At 74.3% G+C, this 15,599-nt stretch carries 17 protein-coding genes; 4 read left to right on the plus strand and 13 right to left on the minus strand.

Annotated elements, in window-relative coordinates:
* Positions 1-222: 222 nt before the first annotated feature.
* The 5 genes from F6X51_RS25105 to ygfZ all read right to left on the minus strand — a co-directional run bounded on the left by F6X51_RS25105 (position 223) and on the right by ygfZ (position 3,824).
* Positions 223-516, minus strand: a complete 294-nt coding sequence (locus F6X51_RS25105) for an exodeoxyribonuclease VII small subunit (protein ID WP_150966604.1) — start codon at positions 514-516, stop codon at positions 223-225.
* A gap of 271 nt (positions 517-787) precedes the next feature.
* Positions 788-1,300, minus strand: coding sequence for a tyrosine phosphatase family protein (locus F6X51_RS25110; RefSeq protein ID WP_150966605.1), 513 nt, complete (start codon positions 1,298-1,300; stop codon positions 788-790).
* 6 nt (positions 1,301-1,306) lie between these two features.
* Positions 1,307-1,900, minus strand: coding sequence for an HD domain-containing protein (locus tag F6X51_RS25115; protein WP_150966606.1), 594 nt, complete (start codon positions 1,898-1,900; stop codon positions 1,307-1,309).
* The gene (locus tag F6X51_RS25120) at positions 1,897-2,529 is read right to left on the minus strand and encodes a DNA-3-methyladenine glycosylase I (protein ID WP_150966607.1); all 633 of its coding nucleotides are present in this window, start codon (positions 2,527-2,529) and stop codon (positions 1,897-1,899) included. The genes F6X51_RS25115 and F6X51_RS25120 overlap by 4 nt, the downstream gene beginning before the upstream one ends.
* A gap of 437 nt (positions 2,530-2,966) precedes the next feature.
* A complete protein-coding gene (ygfZ, locus tag F6X51_RS25125) occupies positions 2,967-3,824 on the minus strand; it encodes a CAF17-like 4Fe-4S cluster assembly/insertion protein YgfZ (protein ID WP_150966608.1) in 858 nt (285 codons plus the stop codon).
* 129 nt (positions 3,825-3,953) lie between these two features.
* Between ygfZ and F6X51_RS25130 the strand changes: the two genes are divergently transcribed.
* A complete protein-coding gene (locus F6X51_RS25130) occupies positions 3,954-5,288 on the plus strand; it encodes a dihydroorotase (RefSeq protein WP_150966609.1) in 1,335 nt (444 codons plus the stop codon).
* A 42-nt stretch (positions 5,289-5,330) separates the two neighbouring features.
* Here the strand turns inward: F6X51_RS25130 and F6X51_RS25135 are convergent, their stop codons facing one another.
* From F6X51_RS25135 to F6X51_RS25155, 5 genes are all read right to left on the minus strand, one after another.
* A complete protein-coding gene (locus tag F6X51_RS25135; protein WP_150966610.1) occupies positions 5,331-5,585 on the minus strand; it encodes a hypothetical protein in 255 nt (84 codons plus the stop codon).
* 160 nt (positions 5,586-5,745) lie between these two features.
* A complete protein-coding gene (locus F6X51_RS25140; RefSeq protein ID WP_246696998.1) occupies positions 5,746-6,207 on the minus strand; it encodes a TIGR02301 family protein in 462 nt (153 codons plus the stop codon).
* Positions 6,204-6,671 carry an NUDIX hydrolase gene (locus tag F6X51_RS25145; RefSeq protein ID WP_150966611.1) on the minus strand — a complete coding sequence of 156 codons (468 nt, stop codon included), beginning with the start codon at positions 6,669-6,671 and terminating at the stop codon, positions 6,204-6,206. Before F6X51_RS25145 ends, F6X51_RS25140 begins: the two co-directional genes overlap by 4 nt.
* Positions 6,668-7,807, minus strand: coding sequence for a hypothetical protein (locus tag F6X51_RS25150; RefSeq protein WP_150966612.1), 1,140 nt, complete (start codon positions 7,805-7,807; stop codon positions 6,668-6,670). The genes F6X51_RS25145 and F6X51_RS25150 overlap by 4 nt, the downstream gene beginning before the upstream one ends.
* Complete coding sequence (locus F6X51_RS25155) at positions 7,800-8,522, minus strand: SDR family NAD(P)-dependent oxidoreductase (protein ID WP_150966635.1); 723 nt, start codon at positions 8,520-8,522, stop codon at positions 7,800-7,802. The genes F6X51_RS25150 and F6X51_RS25155 overlap by 8 nt, the downstream gene beginning before the upstream one ends.
* Positions 8,523-8,883: 361 nt before the next feature.
* Between F6X51_RS25155 and F6X51_RS25160 the strand changes: the two genes are divergently transcribed.
* Positions 8,884-9,465: a carboxymuconolactone decarboxylase family protein gene (locus F6X51_RS25160; protein WP_150966613.1), complete on the plus strand. Its 582-nt coding sequence runs from the start codon at positions 8,884-8,886 to the stop codon at positions 9,463-9,465.
* An 8-nt stretch (positions 9,466-9,473) separates the two neighbouring features.
* Here F6X51_RS25160 and F6X51_RS25165 read toward each other — a convergent pair whose 3' ends face one another.
* The 3 genes from F6X51_RS25165 to pdxH all read right to left on the minus strand — a co-directional run bounded on the left by F6X51_RS25165 (position 9,474) and on the right by pdxH (position 13,593).
* Complete coding sequence (locus tag F6X51_RS25165) at positions 9,474-10,160, minus strand: invasion associated locus B family protein (protein ID WP_150966614.1); 687 nt, start codon at positions 10,158-10,160, stop codon at positions 9,474-9,476.
* A gap of 8 nt (positions 10,161-10,168) precedes the next feature.
* Positions 10,169-12,754, minus strand: a complete 2,586-nt coding sequence (locus tag F6X51_RS25170) for a YadA-like family protein (protein WP_150966615.1) — start codon at positions 12,752-12,754, stop codon at positions 10,169-10,171.
* Positions 12,755-12,945: 191 nt separating this feature from the next.
* On the minus strand, positions 12,946-13,593 hold the full coding sequence (pdxH, locus tag F6X51_RS25175; RefSeq protein WP_150966616.1) for a pyridoxamine 5'-phosphate oxidase: 648 nt from the start codon (positions 13,591-13,593) through the stop codon (positions 12,946-12,948).
* Between the two features lie 87 nt (positions 13,594-13,680).
* On the opposite strand from pdxH, the gene F6X51_RS25180 reads away from it, so the two are divergent.
* Together F6X51_RS25180 and F6X51_RS25185 are read left to right on the plus strand one after the other, a co-directional pair.
* The gene (locus F6X51_RS25180; RefSeq protein WP_150966617.1) at positions 13,681-14,214 is read left to right on the plus strand and encodes an RT0821/Lpp0805 family surface protein; all 534 of its coding nucleotides are present in this window, start codon (positions 13,681-13,683) and stop codon (positions 14,212-14,214) included.
* A 211-nt stretch (positions 14,215-14,425) separates the two neighbouring features.
* Positions 14,426-15,370: a DnaJ C-terminal domain-containing protein gene (locus tag F6X51_RS25185; RefSeq protein ID WP_150966618.1), complete on the plus strand. Its 945-nt coding sequence runs from the start codon at positions 14,426-14,428 to the stop codon at positions 15,368-15,370.
* Positions 15,371-15,599 lie beyond the last annotated feature (229 nt).

The raw sequence follows: 15,599 nt of genomic DNA on the forward strand, positions 1-15,599 counted from the left end.
GCCTGCAGCTCGCCCTCAGGCAAACGCCGCAGATCCGCAGGCGTCGCCAAGCCGTCCAGGGGGGAGGTCACCGAGACTGACACAGAACCAACCTCATATCCGGGAGGGAGACGCGCACGCGGCCGGGTGCCGAGGGGGCGGACCGGGGCGTGGGTCGAGGGCGCGCGGCGACCGCGTGCAGGGGAGCTTCAGGCGCATGAGGGGCTCAGGCGCATGGGGATCTCAGGCGACGTCGAGGGGCGCGACGCCCTCGGGGCTGCCGTCGGGGCCGAGGGTGATGCGCTGGATGCGCGCCTCGGCCCGCTTCAGCAGCATCTCGCAATGCTGCTTCAGCGCCTCGCCGCGCTCATAGATCGCGACGGATTCATCGAGGGGCACATCGCCGCGCTCGAGGCGCCGCACGATCTCCTCGAGCTGCTCGAGGGCCGCCTCGAACGGCAGGTTCGCGGCTCCGGGCAGGTTCGCGGTCGCGGGCAGATCGGCCGGCGGGGCGGCGGCAGGTCGGGCGTCGGTCATCCCTCGTATCCCTTTGGTGCGGTTCTAAGTCCGGGCGGAGGTCGGGCACAACCCTGCGACGGGGGGCCGGCGGCTGATTCGCGGCGGGGGGCGGTGTTTGGGTCACACCCCGGATTTTTATGTCCGGGGCCATACGGCCGCAGCCTCACGCGCAGGCCGACGCGAAGGCCAAGTCTCGTGAAGTGCAAGTCTCGCGAAGGCCAAGTCTCGCGAAGGCCAAGTCTCGCGAAGGTCGAGTCTCGCGAAGGTCGAGTCTCGCGAAAGTCGAGTCTCACGCGAAGACAAAATGGAAGGGCTCGCCCTCGAAGGCGTCGGCGCCGCGCCCGATCGCCGCGATCGCCGCCACCATGCGGCCGTCGCGCCCGAGGAGCCGGTCCGCGATCTCGACGAACAGGCGGTTCGGCGTCGCCGAGGGCGAGGCCCGGCGCAGCGCCCGGGCGAGGTCCGCCTCGTCGCGCCCCGGGTTGAGGGCGCAGCCGGCGATGTAGGCCGCCGCGGTCGAGCGGCTGATGCCGGCGTAGCAGTGGATCACCAGGGGCTTCTCCCGGGGCCAGGCCGCCACGAAGTCGAGGATCTGGCGGACATGCGGCTCGCCCGGCAGCACGTGGCCCTCGCGCGCCGCCACGATGTCGCTGACCCCGACGATGCCGTGGCATTCGGCAGCGACGCTCGCCGGCCGCTCGACCCGCGACCCCGTCGTCACCAGGGTCAGGATATGGCCGGCGCCGGTGGCGACGACGGTCTCGTGCAGGCGCGAGAGCGAGCAGACATGGACGTGCGGCATCGCCGATCAGGACTCCATCAGGGCACGGAACCGGTCGAGGTAGCGCCCCTGCGCCTCAGCGGTGGGCCAGGGCTCGGCCAGGGCCTCGGCCCCGGGGGGCAGGGGCTCGGGCCGGCCGAAGAACCGCGTCGCCTCCTCGGCCGAGAAGCCCGCCAGGCGCGTCGCCTCGAGCCGGGCCGCGAGCCGGTCGGCCCGCTTGACGAGGCGGAGGAAGGCCGGGCTCGGGGCCGGCATGCCGAAGCGCACGCGGATCGCCGCGAGGAGCCGGCGCTCCACGGCCTTGTAGGAATCGCCGATCGCCGCCTTGAAGGGCGAGATGATGTCGCCGATCACGTATTCGGGGGCATCGTGCAGCAGCAGCTCCAGCCCCTCGGCCGGCCCGTGCGCGGGCAGGAGATGGCGGCCGATCGCCTCGACGAGGAGGGAGTGCTGCGCCACCGAGAACACGTGCGGGCCCGCCGTCTGCCCGTTCCAGCGGGCGACGCGGGCGAGGCCGTGGGCGATGTCGGCGATCTCGATGTCGAGGGGCGAGGGGTCGAGGAGGTCGAGGCGGCGGCCCGACAGCATCCGTTGCCACGCCCGCGGCGGGCGGGCGCTCATCGGGACCGGTCCGGCCCGTCCTGCCCGAGGGCGGCGCAGGCCGGGTGCCGGTGGCAGCCGACGAGGTGGTCGTTGACGAGGCCGACCGCCTGCATGAACGCGTGCACGATGGTGGGCCCGACGAAGGCGAAGCCCTCCGCCTTGAGGGCCTTCGAGATCCGGCGGGACACCTCCGTCTCGGTGGCGATCTCGACGCGGCTGCGGGCGCCTCCCTGGAGCGGGCGGCCCTCCACGAAGTCCCAGAGGAAGCGCGAGAATCCCGGCCCCCGGTCCTCGATCCGCAGGAAGGCGCGGGCGCCCGCGATCGTGCCGACGATCTTGGCGCGGTTCCGGATGATGCCCGCATCGTTCATCAGCCGGGCCACGTCGTCCTCGGTGTAGCGGGCGATGGCCTCCGGATCGAACCCGTCGAAGGCACGCCGGAAGCCGTCCCGCCGCTTCAGGATGGTGATCCAGGACAATCCGGCCTGGAACCCGTCGAGGATCAGCTTTTCGTAGAGCGCGCGCCCATCGCGCTCGGGCACGCCCCACTCGGTGTCGTGATAGGCCACGTAGACCGGGTCGAGCCCGGCCCACCAGCAGCGCGGGCAACCGTCGGGATGGATGATGAGGCCGGTTTCCGCGGACATCCGCCCGCTTTAGCGGGCGCCTCGGGAAACGCCAATGCGTGGCGGGGCCTCGGACGACGGGCGCGCGCCGGGTGAGGGGCGCCGCCCGCGCCGGATCTCATCCCCGCCTTGTCCTGCCGGTCTCGCCGGCCGGCCCGCCGGAACGACGATGCGCCCACCTCTCCCGTCCGGGAGAGGTCGAGTGCGCGGCACGCGCACCGGGTGAGGGGTGCGGATTATCCTGAGAGCCCGCACCCCTCACCCCGGCCCGCTTCCGCGGGCAAACCTCTCCCGCGCGGGAGAGGGGGCGCGGCGTGCCACCCGCGCCACCCCGGAACCACGACTCACTCCGGACGGCGGCCCGCCCCACCTCTCCCGCACGGGCGAGGGGGCGCATCGCGCTGCCCGCGCGGGGTCCGTCGGCCCGGGGCCGCGACGGCGTCCCGCTCCGGCGCCGGTCAGACCGCGCTGGCATCCGCGGCGGTGGGCCAGGGGAAGGTCGCGAAGGCGGGCTTCTCGACGCCCAGGATGCGGCCGTCGGCCCGGAGGATCTCGCCGGCCGCGAGGGCGTCGGCGAGGCGGTCGAGGCGCAACAGGGCGAGGCCGCGGGCGCCCGCGTGGCTGCCCGTGGTCCCGAGGCTCCTCTGGCCGGCGCCGACCTCGCTGCCCGCGGGCGCGGCCTCGCCGTCCCGGTAGACGACGGGGACGCAGCGGGTGCGGGCGGTGCCGCGGTGCTGCATGCGCGAGACCACCTCCTGGCCGACGTAGCAGCCCTTGCGGAAATCGACGCCGCCGAGCTGGTCCATCAGGGCCTCGTGCGGGAAGGCGTCGCCGAAGGGGAAGTCGCGGCCGGCCTCGGGCACCCCGAGGGCAATGCGGTGGGCGTGGTAGGCGGCCTCGGTGGCATCCGCCGAGAAGGCCGCCTCCGCCGCGTAGAGGCGGGCGCCGAGGCCGGGCAGGCGCCCGTCCGCGGCGGCGTCGACCCCGGCCGCGCTCCGCGCCCCGTCCCAGGCGGCCGCCACCGCGACGGTGGGGTCGGCCGCGATCGCCACCTTGGCGCGCAGGCGGTAGAGGCCGAGGCGCCTGGCGAGGTCGGCCGCGCGCTCGGCCGCGACGTCGAGGCGGAAGCCGTCCGGCCTGCGCGAGATCAGGAAATCGAACTGGATCTTGCCCTGGGGCGTCAGCAGGGCGCCGAGCCGCGCCTCGCCCTCGGGCAGGGTCTCGACGTTGCAGGTGAGCACGCCTTGCAGGAAGTCCTGCGCCGCCTCGCCCGTGACGGTGACGATGGCGCGGTCCGGCAACAGGGCGATCGGCATGGCGACTCCGGTGATCGAGGGGGGGCTCAAGCATTGCGCGGCCCCGGGCGCTGACATAAGCCGCCCCTGCCCGGGGCTCAATCCGGGCCGCCTGTCCCCTGAGAGACCCGCCCGCACGGAGCGCCCCCGATGGACCAGCCCTTCGACCTCCTCCTCACCGGCGGCACGGTGGTGAACCAGGACGGCGAGCACGCCGCCGATCTCGGCATCCGCGGCGGGCGCATCGCGGCGGTCGGCGACCTCGCCGGCGCGCCGGCGCAGGAGCGCCGGGATTGCGGCGGCCTCCACCTCCTGCCCGGCGTCATCGACACGCAGGTGCATTTCCGCGAGCCCGGCCTCGACCACAAGGAGGATCTCGAATCGGGCTCGCGCGCGGCCGTGATGGGCGGCGTCACCACGGTGTTCGAGATGCCGAACACCGACCCGCAGACCACGAGCGCGGCGGCGCTCGCCGACAAGATCGCCCGGGCGCATCACCGGATGCATTGCGACTTCGCCTTCTGGGTCGGGGGCACGCACGAGAACGCGCACGAGGTCGCCGCGCTCGAGCGCCTGCCGGGGGCCGCCGGCATCAAGGTCTTCGTCGGCTCCTCCACCGGCTCGCTCCTCGTCGAGGACGATGACGGGGTGCGCGCGATCCTGAGCCGGATCCGCCGCCGCGCCGCCTTCCACGCCGAGGACGAGCCGATGCTGCGCGCCCGCAGGGACCTGCGGGTGCCGGGCGATCCGTCCTCGCACCCGGTCTGGCGCTCGCCGGAGGCGGCCCTGACGGCGACGCGGCGCCTCGTGGCGCTCGCGCAGGAGACCGGCGCGCGCATCCACATCCTGCACGTCTCCACCGCGGAGGAGATGCGGTACCTCGCCGGACACAAGGACGTGGCGAGCGTCGAGGTGACGCCGCACCACCTCACCCTCGACGGGACGGAGGCCTATGCGCGCCTCGGCACCCTGGTGCAGATGAACCCGCCGGTGCGCGACGCCGCCCATCGCGACGGGATCTGGTGGGGCCTGCGCCAGGGCGTCGCCGATATCCTCGGCTCCGACCACGCGCCGCACACCCTCGACGAGAAGGCCAAGCCCTACCCGGATTCGCCCTCGGGCATGACCGGCGTGCAGACGCTGGTGCCGATCATGCTCGACCACGTGGCGGCGGGCCGGCTCTCGCTGGCGCGCCTCGTCGACCTGACGAGCGCCGGACCGAAGCGCCTGTTCGGCATCGCCCGCAAGGGCCGCCTCGCGGTGGGCTACGACGCGGACGTGACGGTGGTGGACCTGAAGCGCCGCGAGACCATCCGCAACGGCTGGATCGCCTCGAAATGCGGCTGGACCCCCTATGACGGCGTCACCGTGACCGGCTGGCCGGTCGGCACGCTGGTGCGCGGAACCCCGGTGATGTGGCAGGGCGAACTGGCCCGGCCCGGCACGGGGGAGGCGGTGCGGTTCGAGGAGACGCTCGCCGCCTGAGGGGGCCGCCCCGGTCGATGCGCGCCGGCCGGCGCGCCCGCGTCAATGATGCAGGGTCGTCGTGAAGGCGCCGCCGCGGATGCGCTCGGGGAAGCCCTCCGCGTAGCGGGCGGTGGCTTCCTCGCCGTAGGTTGTGACGAGTTCCTGGAACGCCGCGAACAGCGCGGCCTGGGCCATGCAATCCCCGTCGAGGCCGTCGAGACAGCCCTCGGCGAACGCCTCCGAGACGTAACTCAGCGCGGCGCGCTTCTCGTCGACGTCCGCCTCGAAGGGCGCGGGTGCGGAGAGATTCTGCATGGGATCACGGCATCAGTTGCGTCGGGAGAGAGGCCCGACGTGAGGCCAGGATGATAGGCGGCCCCGGCGCGCCCGACCAGCCGGGAATTGCGAAGAGGTTAACGCGAGGGCTCGAATTAGCCCGTTTTTTCCAAGGCGCGCCCCCTGTGTCGCGGCTGCATCAGCCTCCGAAACGGGCCGCCAGGCCGTGGGACAGGCGCTCGCCCTCCGCGACGAAACGCCCGGCCGCCTCGTGGGCCGCCGAGGTGCAGACCCGGTAGGTGAGGGCGTAGCCGCGATAGCCGCGGTTATAGGCCCCGGCGAGGCGGTCGCGCCGGGTCGGGGTGACGCCCTCGGCCTCGATCAGGGCCTTCATCCGGGCGGGCCACTCGGCGGCGTCCGGCTCGGCGCAGAGGCCGCGCAGGAAGGCGAGGGACCCGATGATCTCGGACAGGCGCATCAGCTCCCGGTCGTAGGGCGCGGGCGGCGGCTCGGGGGGCGGGGGCGGCTCCTTCTCGGGGGCCTTGGCGGCGGGCTTCTGCGTGCCGCGCGACTGGGCCGGGGCGGGGTCGGGCGCGGATGCCAGGCAGGCCGCGAGGCCCGCGAGGACCAGGGTCGGGAGCAACCGGGCGCGGGACGTCACGCGGGCGTCTCCGCGCGATGCCGGGCCGCCACCGCGAAGGCTTCCGCCAGGGTGCCGTCGAGGCCGGGCGTCGTCGCGAGCGCGGCGATCTCGCCGGGCTCGGCCCAGCGCACCGCCAGGGCCTCGGGGCCCGGCAGCGGCTCGCCCCCCCGCCAGAGCGCGGCGTGGGGATGCACGACGTAATGGTGGCGCACCCGGTCCTCCCCGTCGCGGACGATGATCTCGGTCGGGCTGAGGACGCCGATGACCACCGCCTCGACGGCGCCGACCTCCTCCTGCAATTCGCGCAGGGCCGCGCCCGCCAGTGCCTCGCCGGCCTCGACGAGGCCGCCCGGCAGGGTCCAGACCCCGCGCATCGGCTCGTTGGCGCGGGCGGCGAGCAGCACGCGGCCGTCGCGGATCACCGCGATCGAGGCGCCCACGAAGGGCCGGGCCGGAAACAGGCGGCCATCTTCCTCGCTCACGAGCGGCCGCCGAGCTGGATCACGGCGACGCGGCCATCGGCGAGGCCGACGAGGAGGCGCGTCCCGGCGCCGGCGCCGAGGGCCGCGACGCCCGAGGCCGCGGGGGCGGGCAGGGGGATGCGGGCGCGCTCGCTGATGCCGCCCTTGAGGGAGACGAGGGCGAGGGCGGCGCGGTCGCCGGTGGGCAGGGCGAGCTCGCGCTGGCCGTCCCGGTCGGTGTCGAGGGTGGCGGCGAGGTCCGCGTTGTCGATCCCGTCGGTGTAGCCGGGGGCCTCGGCCGAGAGGGTCAGGACGCCCCGGGCGTAGGTCCAGAGCTGGAGCACACCGGCGCCCTCGGGCGCCCGCACCGCCGCGACCTGCGGCCCGGTGCCGGAGAAATCCCCGATCGCCGCGACCTTGAGCGCGCCTCCCGGCTGGGGCGGGGTGCGGGCGAGGACCGCCCAGGCGGCATTCGGGGCCTCCCGGCCGATCACCACGAGCTCGGAGGCGCCCTGGCCCGTGGCCGTCACGGCCACGAAGGCGGCCCGCCCGTTGAGCTGCGCCACGCGCGGCCGGCGCGGCGCGAAGACGGCCTCGGGGCCGGCCGAGACCGTCGCGGTGGCGACCGGCACCGGCTTCGGCTCGGCGCTCACGGCCACGGGCTGGCGCTCGCGGATGGTGAGGCCGGCCGCGTGGCTGGCGCCGTCGCCGCCCATGGCCCGGGTCGGCCCGGTGAGGTAGGCGCTGATCGGCCCCGACAGGGCGCGCCGCGCGTTCGGCAGCGCCCCGCGCGGGGTCTCGGCGGCGGCGAGCCCCTCGATCGCCTCGGCGCCCAGGAGCGTCGTGCGCACGGCGCCGTCGACGAGGCTGAGGGCCGCGCCGCCCTCCTCGCCCCAGACCACCACGAGGGGAGCCTCGTCCTCCTCGCTCCCCCGCGCGGCGGGGTCGGCGGTCCGGCCGCCCTTGGGGCGGGCGATCGGCAGGAGGCCGGAGGTCGCGACCGCGACCGCGACCTCGCTGCCGGGGCCGCGCATGGCGGTCACCCGGAAGGGCAGGTCGAGGATCGCGACGGCGGGGTCGGCCGCGGCGGGCGCGGCGGCGAGCAGGCCGGAGAGCAGCCAGGCGAGCAGCCAGGCCGGCCGCCGGCGCTCAGACATGCTGTCCGCCGTTGATGTGCAGCTCGGCCCCGGTCACGTAGGACGAGGCCTCGGTGCACAGGAAGTAGATCGCCTTGGCCACCTCGTCGGGGGTGCCGAGGCGCCGCTGCGGGATCTGCTCGACGAGCTTCTCGGTGCCGGGCGAGAGGATCGAGGTGTCGATCTCGCCGGGGGAGATCGCGTTGACCCGCACGCCCAGGGGGCCGAAATCGGCGGCCATCTCGCGGGTGAGGCCGGCGAGCGCCGCCTTCGAGGTGCCGTAGGCCGCCCCCGCGAAGGGGTGGACCCGCGAGCCCGCGATCGAGGTGACGTTGACGATCGAGCCCTTGGCGCGGGTGAGCTCGTCGCAGAGGCCCCGGGCGAGCAGGATCGGGGCGAAGACGTTCACCTGGAACACCCGCTGCCAATCGGCCCAGGGCGTCGAGATCGCGCCGAGGCGCTCGCCCTCGGGGCCCTTGGGCGAGATGCCCGCATTGTTGACGAGGGCGTGGAGCAGCCCGCCCTCGGCGGCGAGGCGCTCGGCCACCTCGCGGACGCCCCGGACCGTGTCCTCGGCATCCGCGAGGTCGACCTGGAGATGGTCCTCGGGGCCCATCTCCCAGGGGCAGTTCTCCGGGAAGGGGTGGCGCGAGCAGGTGATGACGCGCCAGCCCGCGGCGGAGAACCGCTTGACGGTGGCGTGGCCGATGCCGCGGCTCGCACCCGTGAGCAGCATCACGCGCCGACGTTCATTGGATATGGCCAAGGCCCTGCCTCTCGATCCGCGGGCCCGGCCGGCGAGGGTTCCGCCGGCGGGCTCTGCAGCCTCCCAGGTGTAAGGGGCGCGCCACGGGAAATCCAGGGTCCGTGCCGCGCCGCAGCAACCCCGGCAGGCCTCGTCCCTCGCCCATCTTCGGCCGTGCCCGCCCGCGCGATCGGCGCGACGATCGGCATGCGCGCCCTTGACGCGGGGCCGCCGCGGACAAGATCACGCGGCGATCCCGCGCCCGGGCCGGCCGGGGCGATCTCGCCGAGGACCCGCGATGCGCCCGCCCGCCGCCCTCCGTCCGCTCGCAGCACTCTTGGGACTGACGCTCATGACGCAACCCGGCCAGTCGCAGGACCGGATGCCGGAGATCCCGGCCGGTCAGCTCAGCGAGGCGCAGACGCGGGCGGCCGCGGAGTTCGAGCGCACCCGCAAGACGCCGGTCTTCGGCCCCTTCGTGCCGCTCCTGCGCAGCCCCGAATTCATGATCACGGCGAGCAACATGGGGCTCTACCTGCGCTACAACAGCGTGCTGCCCCTGAAGATCAGCGAGTTCGTGATCCTGCTGGTCGCCCGGGAATGGACGCAGCAGCTCGAGTGGCACATCCACGCCCCGATCGCCCTCAAGGCCGGGCTCGATCCGGCGATCGTCGAGGCGGTGCGGGAGGGCCGCCGGCCCGGCCAGATGCCCGACGACGAGGCCCTGGCCTACGCCTTCTCGAGCGAGCTGCGGCAGAACAAGGCGGTGAGCGACGCGACCTACGCGGCGGTGGTCGCCCGCTTCGGCGAGCAGGGCGCCATCGATCTGGCCGGCATCAACGGCTATTACGCCCTCCTGGCCATGTCGATGAACATGGCCCGCACCGCCCTGCCGGGCGGCGCGCCCCCGCCCTTGCCGCCGCTGATCCGGTAGAGGCGGCCTCAGCGGATGGCCGCGAGGGCGCCCGCGAGGCCGTCGAGGGTGGTGGAGAGCCGGATCGGGGCCGCCTCCGCGTCCGCCCGGTAGGCGATCTCCACCGCCGCCCCCGCCCGGATCGCGGCCCGCAGCCCCGGCGTCACCGGGAGGAAGCCGAGGCATTGGCGCGCGTCGCAGCGCGCGAGGTCGATCGCCCGGGGGCCGGCGGCCGCGATCCGCAGGGTCAGGAGCGGACGCGCCGGGCCGGCGATCGGCGCGCGCAGGATGAAGGCCGGGGCGCCCGCGCGGGTCGCGGACAGGGACCAGCTGAAGGCGACGACGCCCGACCGGTCGAGGATCGTCTGGGAGACGTTGCAGATCTTCGTCCGGCGGCGAAGGTCCTCGTCGCAGATCAGGGTCCAGGGCCCGAAGGGCTGGATCAGGCGTCGCACGCTGCCGCGCGGCGCGCCCTCCGGCACCGCGATGTCGGCGGGCTTGAGACGGTAGGCCGGCTCCGGATCCGGCGCCGGCGCGCCGGCCTCGGGCGCGCTCAGGCCCCGCAGCTGCGGCGCCTCTGGCGAGGCCCCGGCGAGGAGCACGAGGCCGAGCGCCCCGAGGCCGGCGCGCATCGCGGAGGACTTTGCTCCGCCCTTCCGGGCTCGGGCCCGGCGGCCGGTCGCTCCGAACCCGGAGCCCGCGGGGGAGGCGGCCATGGCGGCCCTCAATCGAGGGTGAAGCTCGCGCCCGCCCCGAAGCCGAAATCGCGGCCCGTGGTGGCGCCGGTGGCGTTGAGGCGGGCCGAGCCGTCGGGCAGCGTGTAGCCGAGCCCGAAGGCCCCCGCGCCCTCGCCGCGCCAGACGCCGCCGCCGGCCGCGAGGCTGAGTTTGCCCGGGCGATCGTCGAAGCGCAGGGATGCGGCGGCGAGCCCCACCGCCGCGGCGCGCCGTGCCTCGAGCTTGGCGTTGCCGACCTCGCGCGACAGCCCGGACACCGCGCTGCCGAGGCCGACGACGCGCTCCTCGAGGCTCCCGACGCGGCGGTCGAGCTGGCCGACCTGCTGTTCGATCCGGCCGATCTGCTGGCCGAACTGGCCGACCTGCTGCCCGACGCCGTCCATCCGCCGATCGAGGACGGCGACGCGCTGGTCGGTGTAGCGGACGGCTTGGCCGTAGCCCGCGGCGACCTGCTGGTCGGTGTAGGCGAAGCTCTCGCCCCGGGCCTTGGCGACCTGCGCGGTCACCTGCCCGAGATTGGCCGCGTCGGTCGCCGCGACCCCGGCCGCGACGCGGCGCAGGAGGACCGGCTGGTTCGGATCGCCCCCCGCCAGGGTGACGCTGTTGGCGCGCCCGCCCGTCGACGCGTCGACGTCGTACTTCACCCCGGTGCTGTCGAGCGCGGTGATCGCGCCGCCGACGCTGCCGTAGCTGCGTCCGCCGACCGCGTAGCTCGGGCCGGTGAAGCGGCCATCCTGGTCGAAGCCCGCGCCGCCCCCGAGGGCGCCCGCCAGGGCGTTGCCGGTGCCGCGCAGCTGGCGCAGGTTCACCGCGTCGGTGTTCTGGGTGCCGCCGGCCAGGTTGGTGATCTGGCGCTCGGACCCGATCGTCCCGACCGAGACGGCGCCCGCCGTCGAGGCCACGCGGGTGCCGGAGAAGGCCTCCGCGCCGCCGCCGAGCCCGGCGCGGTCGGCGACCGACCCGGTGCCGAGGGCGACGCCCCGCAGGTTCAGGGCGCTGGCGCCGGCCCCCATCGCCACGCTGTCGGTGCCCACGGCCTGCGCGGCCGGCCCCGTCGTCCGGACCGCGAAGTAGCGGCTCCCGACGGTGTTCAGCGTCGTGATCGCGGCGTCGAGGGTGCTGATGGCGCCCCCGACCGTGTTGAGGACCTGGCCCTGCACGGTGTATTTCGGCGCCGTCAGGGTGCCGTCCGCCGCGAACACGGCGCCGCCCCCGAGGGCACCCGCCAGGGCGTTGCCGGTGCCGCGCAGCTGGCGCAGGTTCACCGCGTCGGTGTCCTGGGTACCGCCGGCCAGGTTGGTGATCTGGCGCTCGGACCCGATCGTCCCGACCGAGACGGCGCCCGCCGTCGAGGCCACGCGGGTGCCCGAGAAGGCCTCTGCGGCGCCCGCGAGCCCGGCACGGTCGGCGACCGACCCGGAGCCGAGGGCGACGCCCCGCAGGTTCAGGGCGCTGGCGCCGGCCCCCATCGCCACGCTGTCGGTGCCGACGGCCTGCGCGGCCGGCCCCGTGGTCCGGACCGCGAAGTAGCGGCTCCCGTCGGTGTTGAGCGTCGTGATCGCGGTGTCGAGGTTGCTGATGGCGCCCCCGACCGTGTTCAGGACCTGGCCCTGCACGGAATATCTCGGCGCCGTCAGGGTGCCGTCCTGCGCGAAGACGGCCCCGCCGCCGAGGGCGCCCGCCAGGGCGTTGCCGGCGCCGCGGAGCTGGCGCAGGTTGACCGCGTCGGTGTCCTGGGTGCCGCCGGCCAGGTTGGTGACCTGCCGCAGATTCGTCGCGTTGCCGACCGAGACCGCCCCGAGCGTGCCGGACACCGCCGTGCCGGAGAACGCCTCCGTGCCGTTGAGGGCGCCGCGCAGGGCCACCGATTCGAACCCGAGGGCGACGCCGCCGGCCGTGCTCGACCGGGCGTTGGCGCCGAGGACGACGGAGCCGGCGGCGGCGCCCGTGGCCTTCGCGGCCACGCCGAGCACCGTCGCGTTGTCGGCGGCGCTCTCCGTGGAGTTGTTGCCGATGGCGATGCTGTTCCGCCCGCTCGCCGTGGTCTGGCCGCCGATCGCCATGGAATCGAGGCCGGTCGCGCTGGCTTGGTTTCCGAACGCGATGTTGTCGCCCGCCGAGTTGGGGCTGGTCGCGGTCGCATAGCTTCCGATCGCGATGTTGGAGCCGAAAAACGCATCTCCGGCCACGGCATTGTAGCCGATCGCGATGCCCCCCGCCGTCCCTCCGGTCGATGTGCCGGCGCGGCCCGCGAAAGCGTTGCTCCCCTGGGCGAAGCTGTAGGGACCGATCGCCAGGGCATCCCGTCCGACGGCGGTCGCGGCGGTGCCGTCGGCTCTGCTATTCTCGCCGACCGCCGTCGCGCCGGCCCCCGTCGCGCTCGCGCCGGTTCCGGCCGCGTATTGGGCGCGGGCCGGCCCGGATCCGATCAGGGCCAGGGCGCCCAGGATCGGCACGGTCAGGATCGGCGCAGCGAGGAGACGGGCGACGAGGCCGAAGGCGGGATACCCGGGACGATGCCGCACGGGGAGCCGGCCGGGCCGGTCCCCGCCGATCGATGGGGGAATGGGCATGAAGGTACGCTGATGATGCGTCAGGCCAAGGACGGCTTGACTCATCGGTAACCATAGGAATCCTGCTTTAAGACCTTATGTTCGGGGACCGTCCGGGGCCGAACGTTGAATAAACAAAATAAGTCCAAAAGTAGAGTCCACGCGGACGTCCCTCTGGATTTGACAAGAAACGTGCCTTTACCGGCGCGACCTCAGGGATAGAGGCGCGACCGGCTCCAGGCCGCGTCCGGCGCGGTCTCGCCGATCCGGGTGAAGCGGACGCGGTCGTGCAGGCGGAAATCGCCGTTCTGCCAGAACTCGATGCTCACCGGCTCGATGCGGAACCCCGTCCAGTGCTCGGGCCGGGGCACGGGGGCGTTCTCGTAGCGGGCGGCGAGCGCCGCCACCTCGGCCATCAGGGTCGCCCGGTCGGGAAGGGGCCGCGATTGCCGGCTCGCAAGGGCGCCCAGCCGGCTCTCGCGGTGCCGGCTCGCGAAATAGTCATCCGCCTCCTGCGCGGTGACGCGCGTCACGCGGCCGCGGACGCGCACCTGCCGGCGCAGGCTCTTCCAGTGCAGCACGAGGGCGGCCTGCGGGTTCTGCGCCAGCTCCTCGCCCTTGGCGGATCCGACATTGGTATAGAAGACGAAGCCGCGCCGGTCGAAGCCCTTCAGCAGCACGATCCGCACGTCCGGCAGCCCGTCGGCCCCGCAGGTCGCGAGCGCCATCGCGTTCGGATCCTCCGGCTCGGCGGCCTCGGCCCGCGCCATCCAGGCGGCGAACAGCCCGAACGGATCCTCGCTCAGGGTGAAGTCGGCCGCATCCTGCGGCGCGGAATCATCGATCCTTAACTGGTCCAAGGTCTATTCCTCGCCTGTGACATCCGGGTCGGGGGCACCGACGTGGAGTGTGATCGAGCACGTCGTCCCGTCGTGAGTTCAGGTGTAATGCGTCGTCGCGACTGTAAAGGCCCCGCCGCAGCGACACAGCGGCTCTCCCGTCGAACTTTTACGCGCCCGAGGGCCGGCATGCCGGCCGGGCCCCTCGTCGCCCTCTGCCTCCTGCTGCCGATCGGCGGCTGCAGCCAGCCGCTCCTGATCTTCCAGAGCGAGGCCGCCAAGCCCGCGGAGGTCGCCGAGATGAGCCCGGAGCCCACGGTGACGGGCAGCATCGCTCGGCGGCCGACGAGCTTCGGCGCCGACCTCGGCGAGGAGGATTGGCGCCGGGCCCACGCGGCGCTGACCGTCGCCCTCGATCCGCAGGGCAACGGGCGCCCGGTGAAGTGGGACAATCCGGAGACGAGCCTGCGCGGCTCGGTCAACCCGACGGGCCTGCCTTACGTCGCCAACGACGAGATCTGCCGCGACTTCCTCGCCTCGGTGATCACGCCGGAGAACAGCCGCTTCGTGCGCGGCACGGGCTGCAAGCTCTCGGGGGGCAGCTGGGAACTCAAGCGCGTGCGCCCCGGCAGAACCACCTGAGGCGCCGCCCGCGGCAACGCGCACGGGCATTGGGACGTTGTGGTCCCGGGACGCCGGCGTCGCCCGGTCCGAATGCGAACCTGCGGCTTGACGCGGCGCGCCGTTGCGCCGACTTTTGCCGGAGACCGCGTTGCAAAGAAGCAACACATCCTCCACATGACGGGGGACCTGTTGTGACCCGCCACGCGCGGCACCGAAATCCGAAAGTCCGATGCGCAATCCTTACGACATTCTGGGTGTCCCGAAGGGCGCGAGCGAGGCCGACATCAAGAAGGCCTTCCGCAAGCTTGCCAAGACCTACCATCCCGACCGCAACAAGGACGACGCCAAGGCGAAGGACCGCTTCTCCGAGGCGAACTCCGCCTACGAGATCCTGGGCGACGCGACGAAGCGCGCGCAGTTCGACCGCGGCGAGATCGACGCCGAGGGCAAGCCCCGCGCCACCGGATTCGAAGGCTTCTCGGGCTTCGGCGGCGGGGGCGGCGGACGTGCCAATTCCTTCGACTTCGAGGGGATGGGCCGCCAGCGCGGCGGCGGCGGGATCGGCGAGGACATCTTCTCGCACCTGTTCGGCGAGGCGTTCCGCGCCGGCGGCGCGGGGCCCGGGGGGCCCGGCGGCATGGGCGGCGGCTTCCAGCGCGGCCCGACCCGGGGCGAGGACGTCGCGGCGGAGCTCAAGGTCACGCTGGAGCAGGTCTCGAGCGAGGAGAAGCTGCGCCTCGCCCTGCCCGGCGGGCGCGAGGTCGACGTGATGATCCCCAAGGGCGTCGTCGACGGCCAGACCATCCGGCTGCGCGGCCTCGGCCAGCCCGGCGGCGCCCGCGGCGAGCCCGGCGACGCGCTCCTGACCATCCACGTCCTGCCCCATCCCCGCTTCACCGTGGAGGGCGCGGACCTGCGCGCCAGCGTCGAGGTGCCGCTCGAGGACGCCGTCCTCGGCGGCGCCATCCGGGTCCCGACCCTGACGGGGGCGGTCGAGATGCGGATGCCCCCGATGACGAGTTCGGGCCGCACCTTCCGGTTGCGCGGCAAGGGGCTGCCCAAGAAGGACGGCAGCCGGGGCGACCTCCTCGCCACAACCGCCATCACCCTGCCGCCCGGCGACGATCCGGTCCTGACCGAGTACGCGCGGGCACGGCGCGCCCGGGCCGAGTAGGCCGTCGTCGGGACGGGGTAGGCCGTCGTCGGGACGGGCCGGAATGGCGGGCGGACGCGATCCCGCGCCGGCTCGGCGCGCCGCGCGCAAGCGCCGTCGTCCCGCGAAACAGGGGCACGCGGGCGCACGCGGCGGCACGCGATCCGTGCCCGCACTTCCGTCCTCCGCGCACCTCCGCTAAGGATGCCCGCGGCGCGCAGGTCCCGACCGCATCCGCGGCCGGGTTCCC

This window comes from Methylobacterium planeticum (genome assembly GCF_008806345.1).
Taxonomy (GTDB): domain Bacteria; phylum Pseudomonadota; class Alphaproteobacteria; order Rhizobiales; family Beijerinckiaceae; genus Methylobacterium; species Methylobacterium planeticum.

Coding starts and splice junctions, on each gene's coding strand:
- F6X51_RS25170 (WP_150966615.1), bottom strand. CDS start 12,754: ATGCCCATTCCCCCATCGATCGGCGGGGACCGGCCCGGCCGGCTCCCC.
- F6X51_RS25130 (WP_150966609.1), top strand. CDS start 3,954: ATGGACCAGCCCTTCGACCTCCTCCTCACCGGCGGCACGGTGGTGAAC.
- F6X51_RS25150 (WP_150966612.1), bottom strand. CDS start 7,807: ATGTCTGAGCGCCGGCGGCCGGCCTGGCTGCTCGCCTGGCTGCTCTCC.
- ygfZ (WP_150966608.1), bottom strand. CDS start 3,824: ATGCCGATCGCCCTGTTGCCGGACCGCGCCATCGTCACCGTCACGGGC.
- F6X51_RS25160 (WP_150966613.1), top strand. CDS start 8,884: ATGACGCAACCCGGCCAGTCGCAGGACCGGATGCCGGAGATCCCGGCC.
- F6X51_RS25165 (WP_150966614.1), bottom strand. CDS start 10,160: ATGGCCGCCTCCCCCGCGGGCTCCGGGTTCGGAGCGACCGGCCGCCGG.
- F6X51_RS25180 (WP_150966617.1), top strand. CDS start 13,681: ATGCGTCGTCGCGACTGTAAAGGCCCCGCCGCAGCGACACAGCGGCTC.
- F6X51_RS25120 (WP_150966607.1), bottom strand. CDS start 2,529: ATGTCCGCGGAAACCGGCCTCATCATCCATCCCGACGGTTGCCCGCGC.
- F6X51_RS25135 (WP_150966610.1), bottom strand. CDS start 5,585: ATGCAGAATCTCTCCGCACCCGCGCCCTTCGAGGCGGACGTCGACGAG.
- F6X51_RS25115 (WP_150966606.1), bottom strand. CDS start 1,900: ATGAGCGCCCGCCCGCCGCGGGCGTGGCAACGGATGCTGTCGGGCCGC.
- F6X51_RS25155 (WP_150966635.1), bottom strand. CDS start 8,522: ATGCTGCTCACGGGTGCGAGCCGCGGCATCGGCCACGCCACCGTCAAG.
- F6X51_RS25185 (WP_150966618.1), top strand. CDS start 14,426: ATGCGCAATCCTTACGACATTCTGGGTGTCCCGAAGGGCGCGAGCGAG.
- F6X51_RS25110 (WP_150966605.1), bottom strand. CDS start 1,300: ATGCCGCACGTCCATGTCTGCTCGCTCTCGCGCCTGCACGAGACCGTC.
- F6X51_RS25105 (WP_150966604.1), bottom strand. CDS start 516: ATGACCGACGCCCGACCTGCCGCCGCCCCGCCGGCCGATCTGCCCGCG.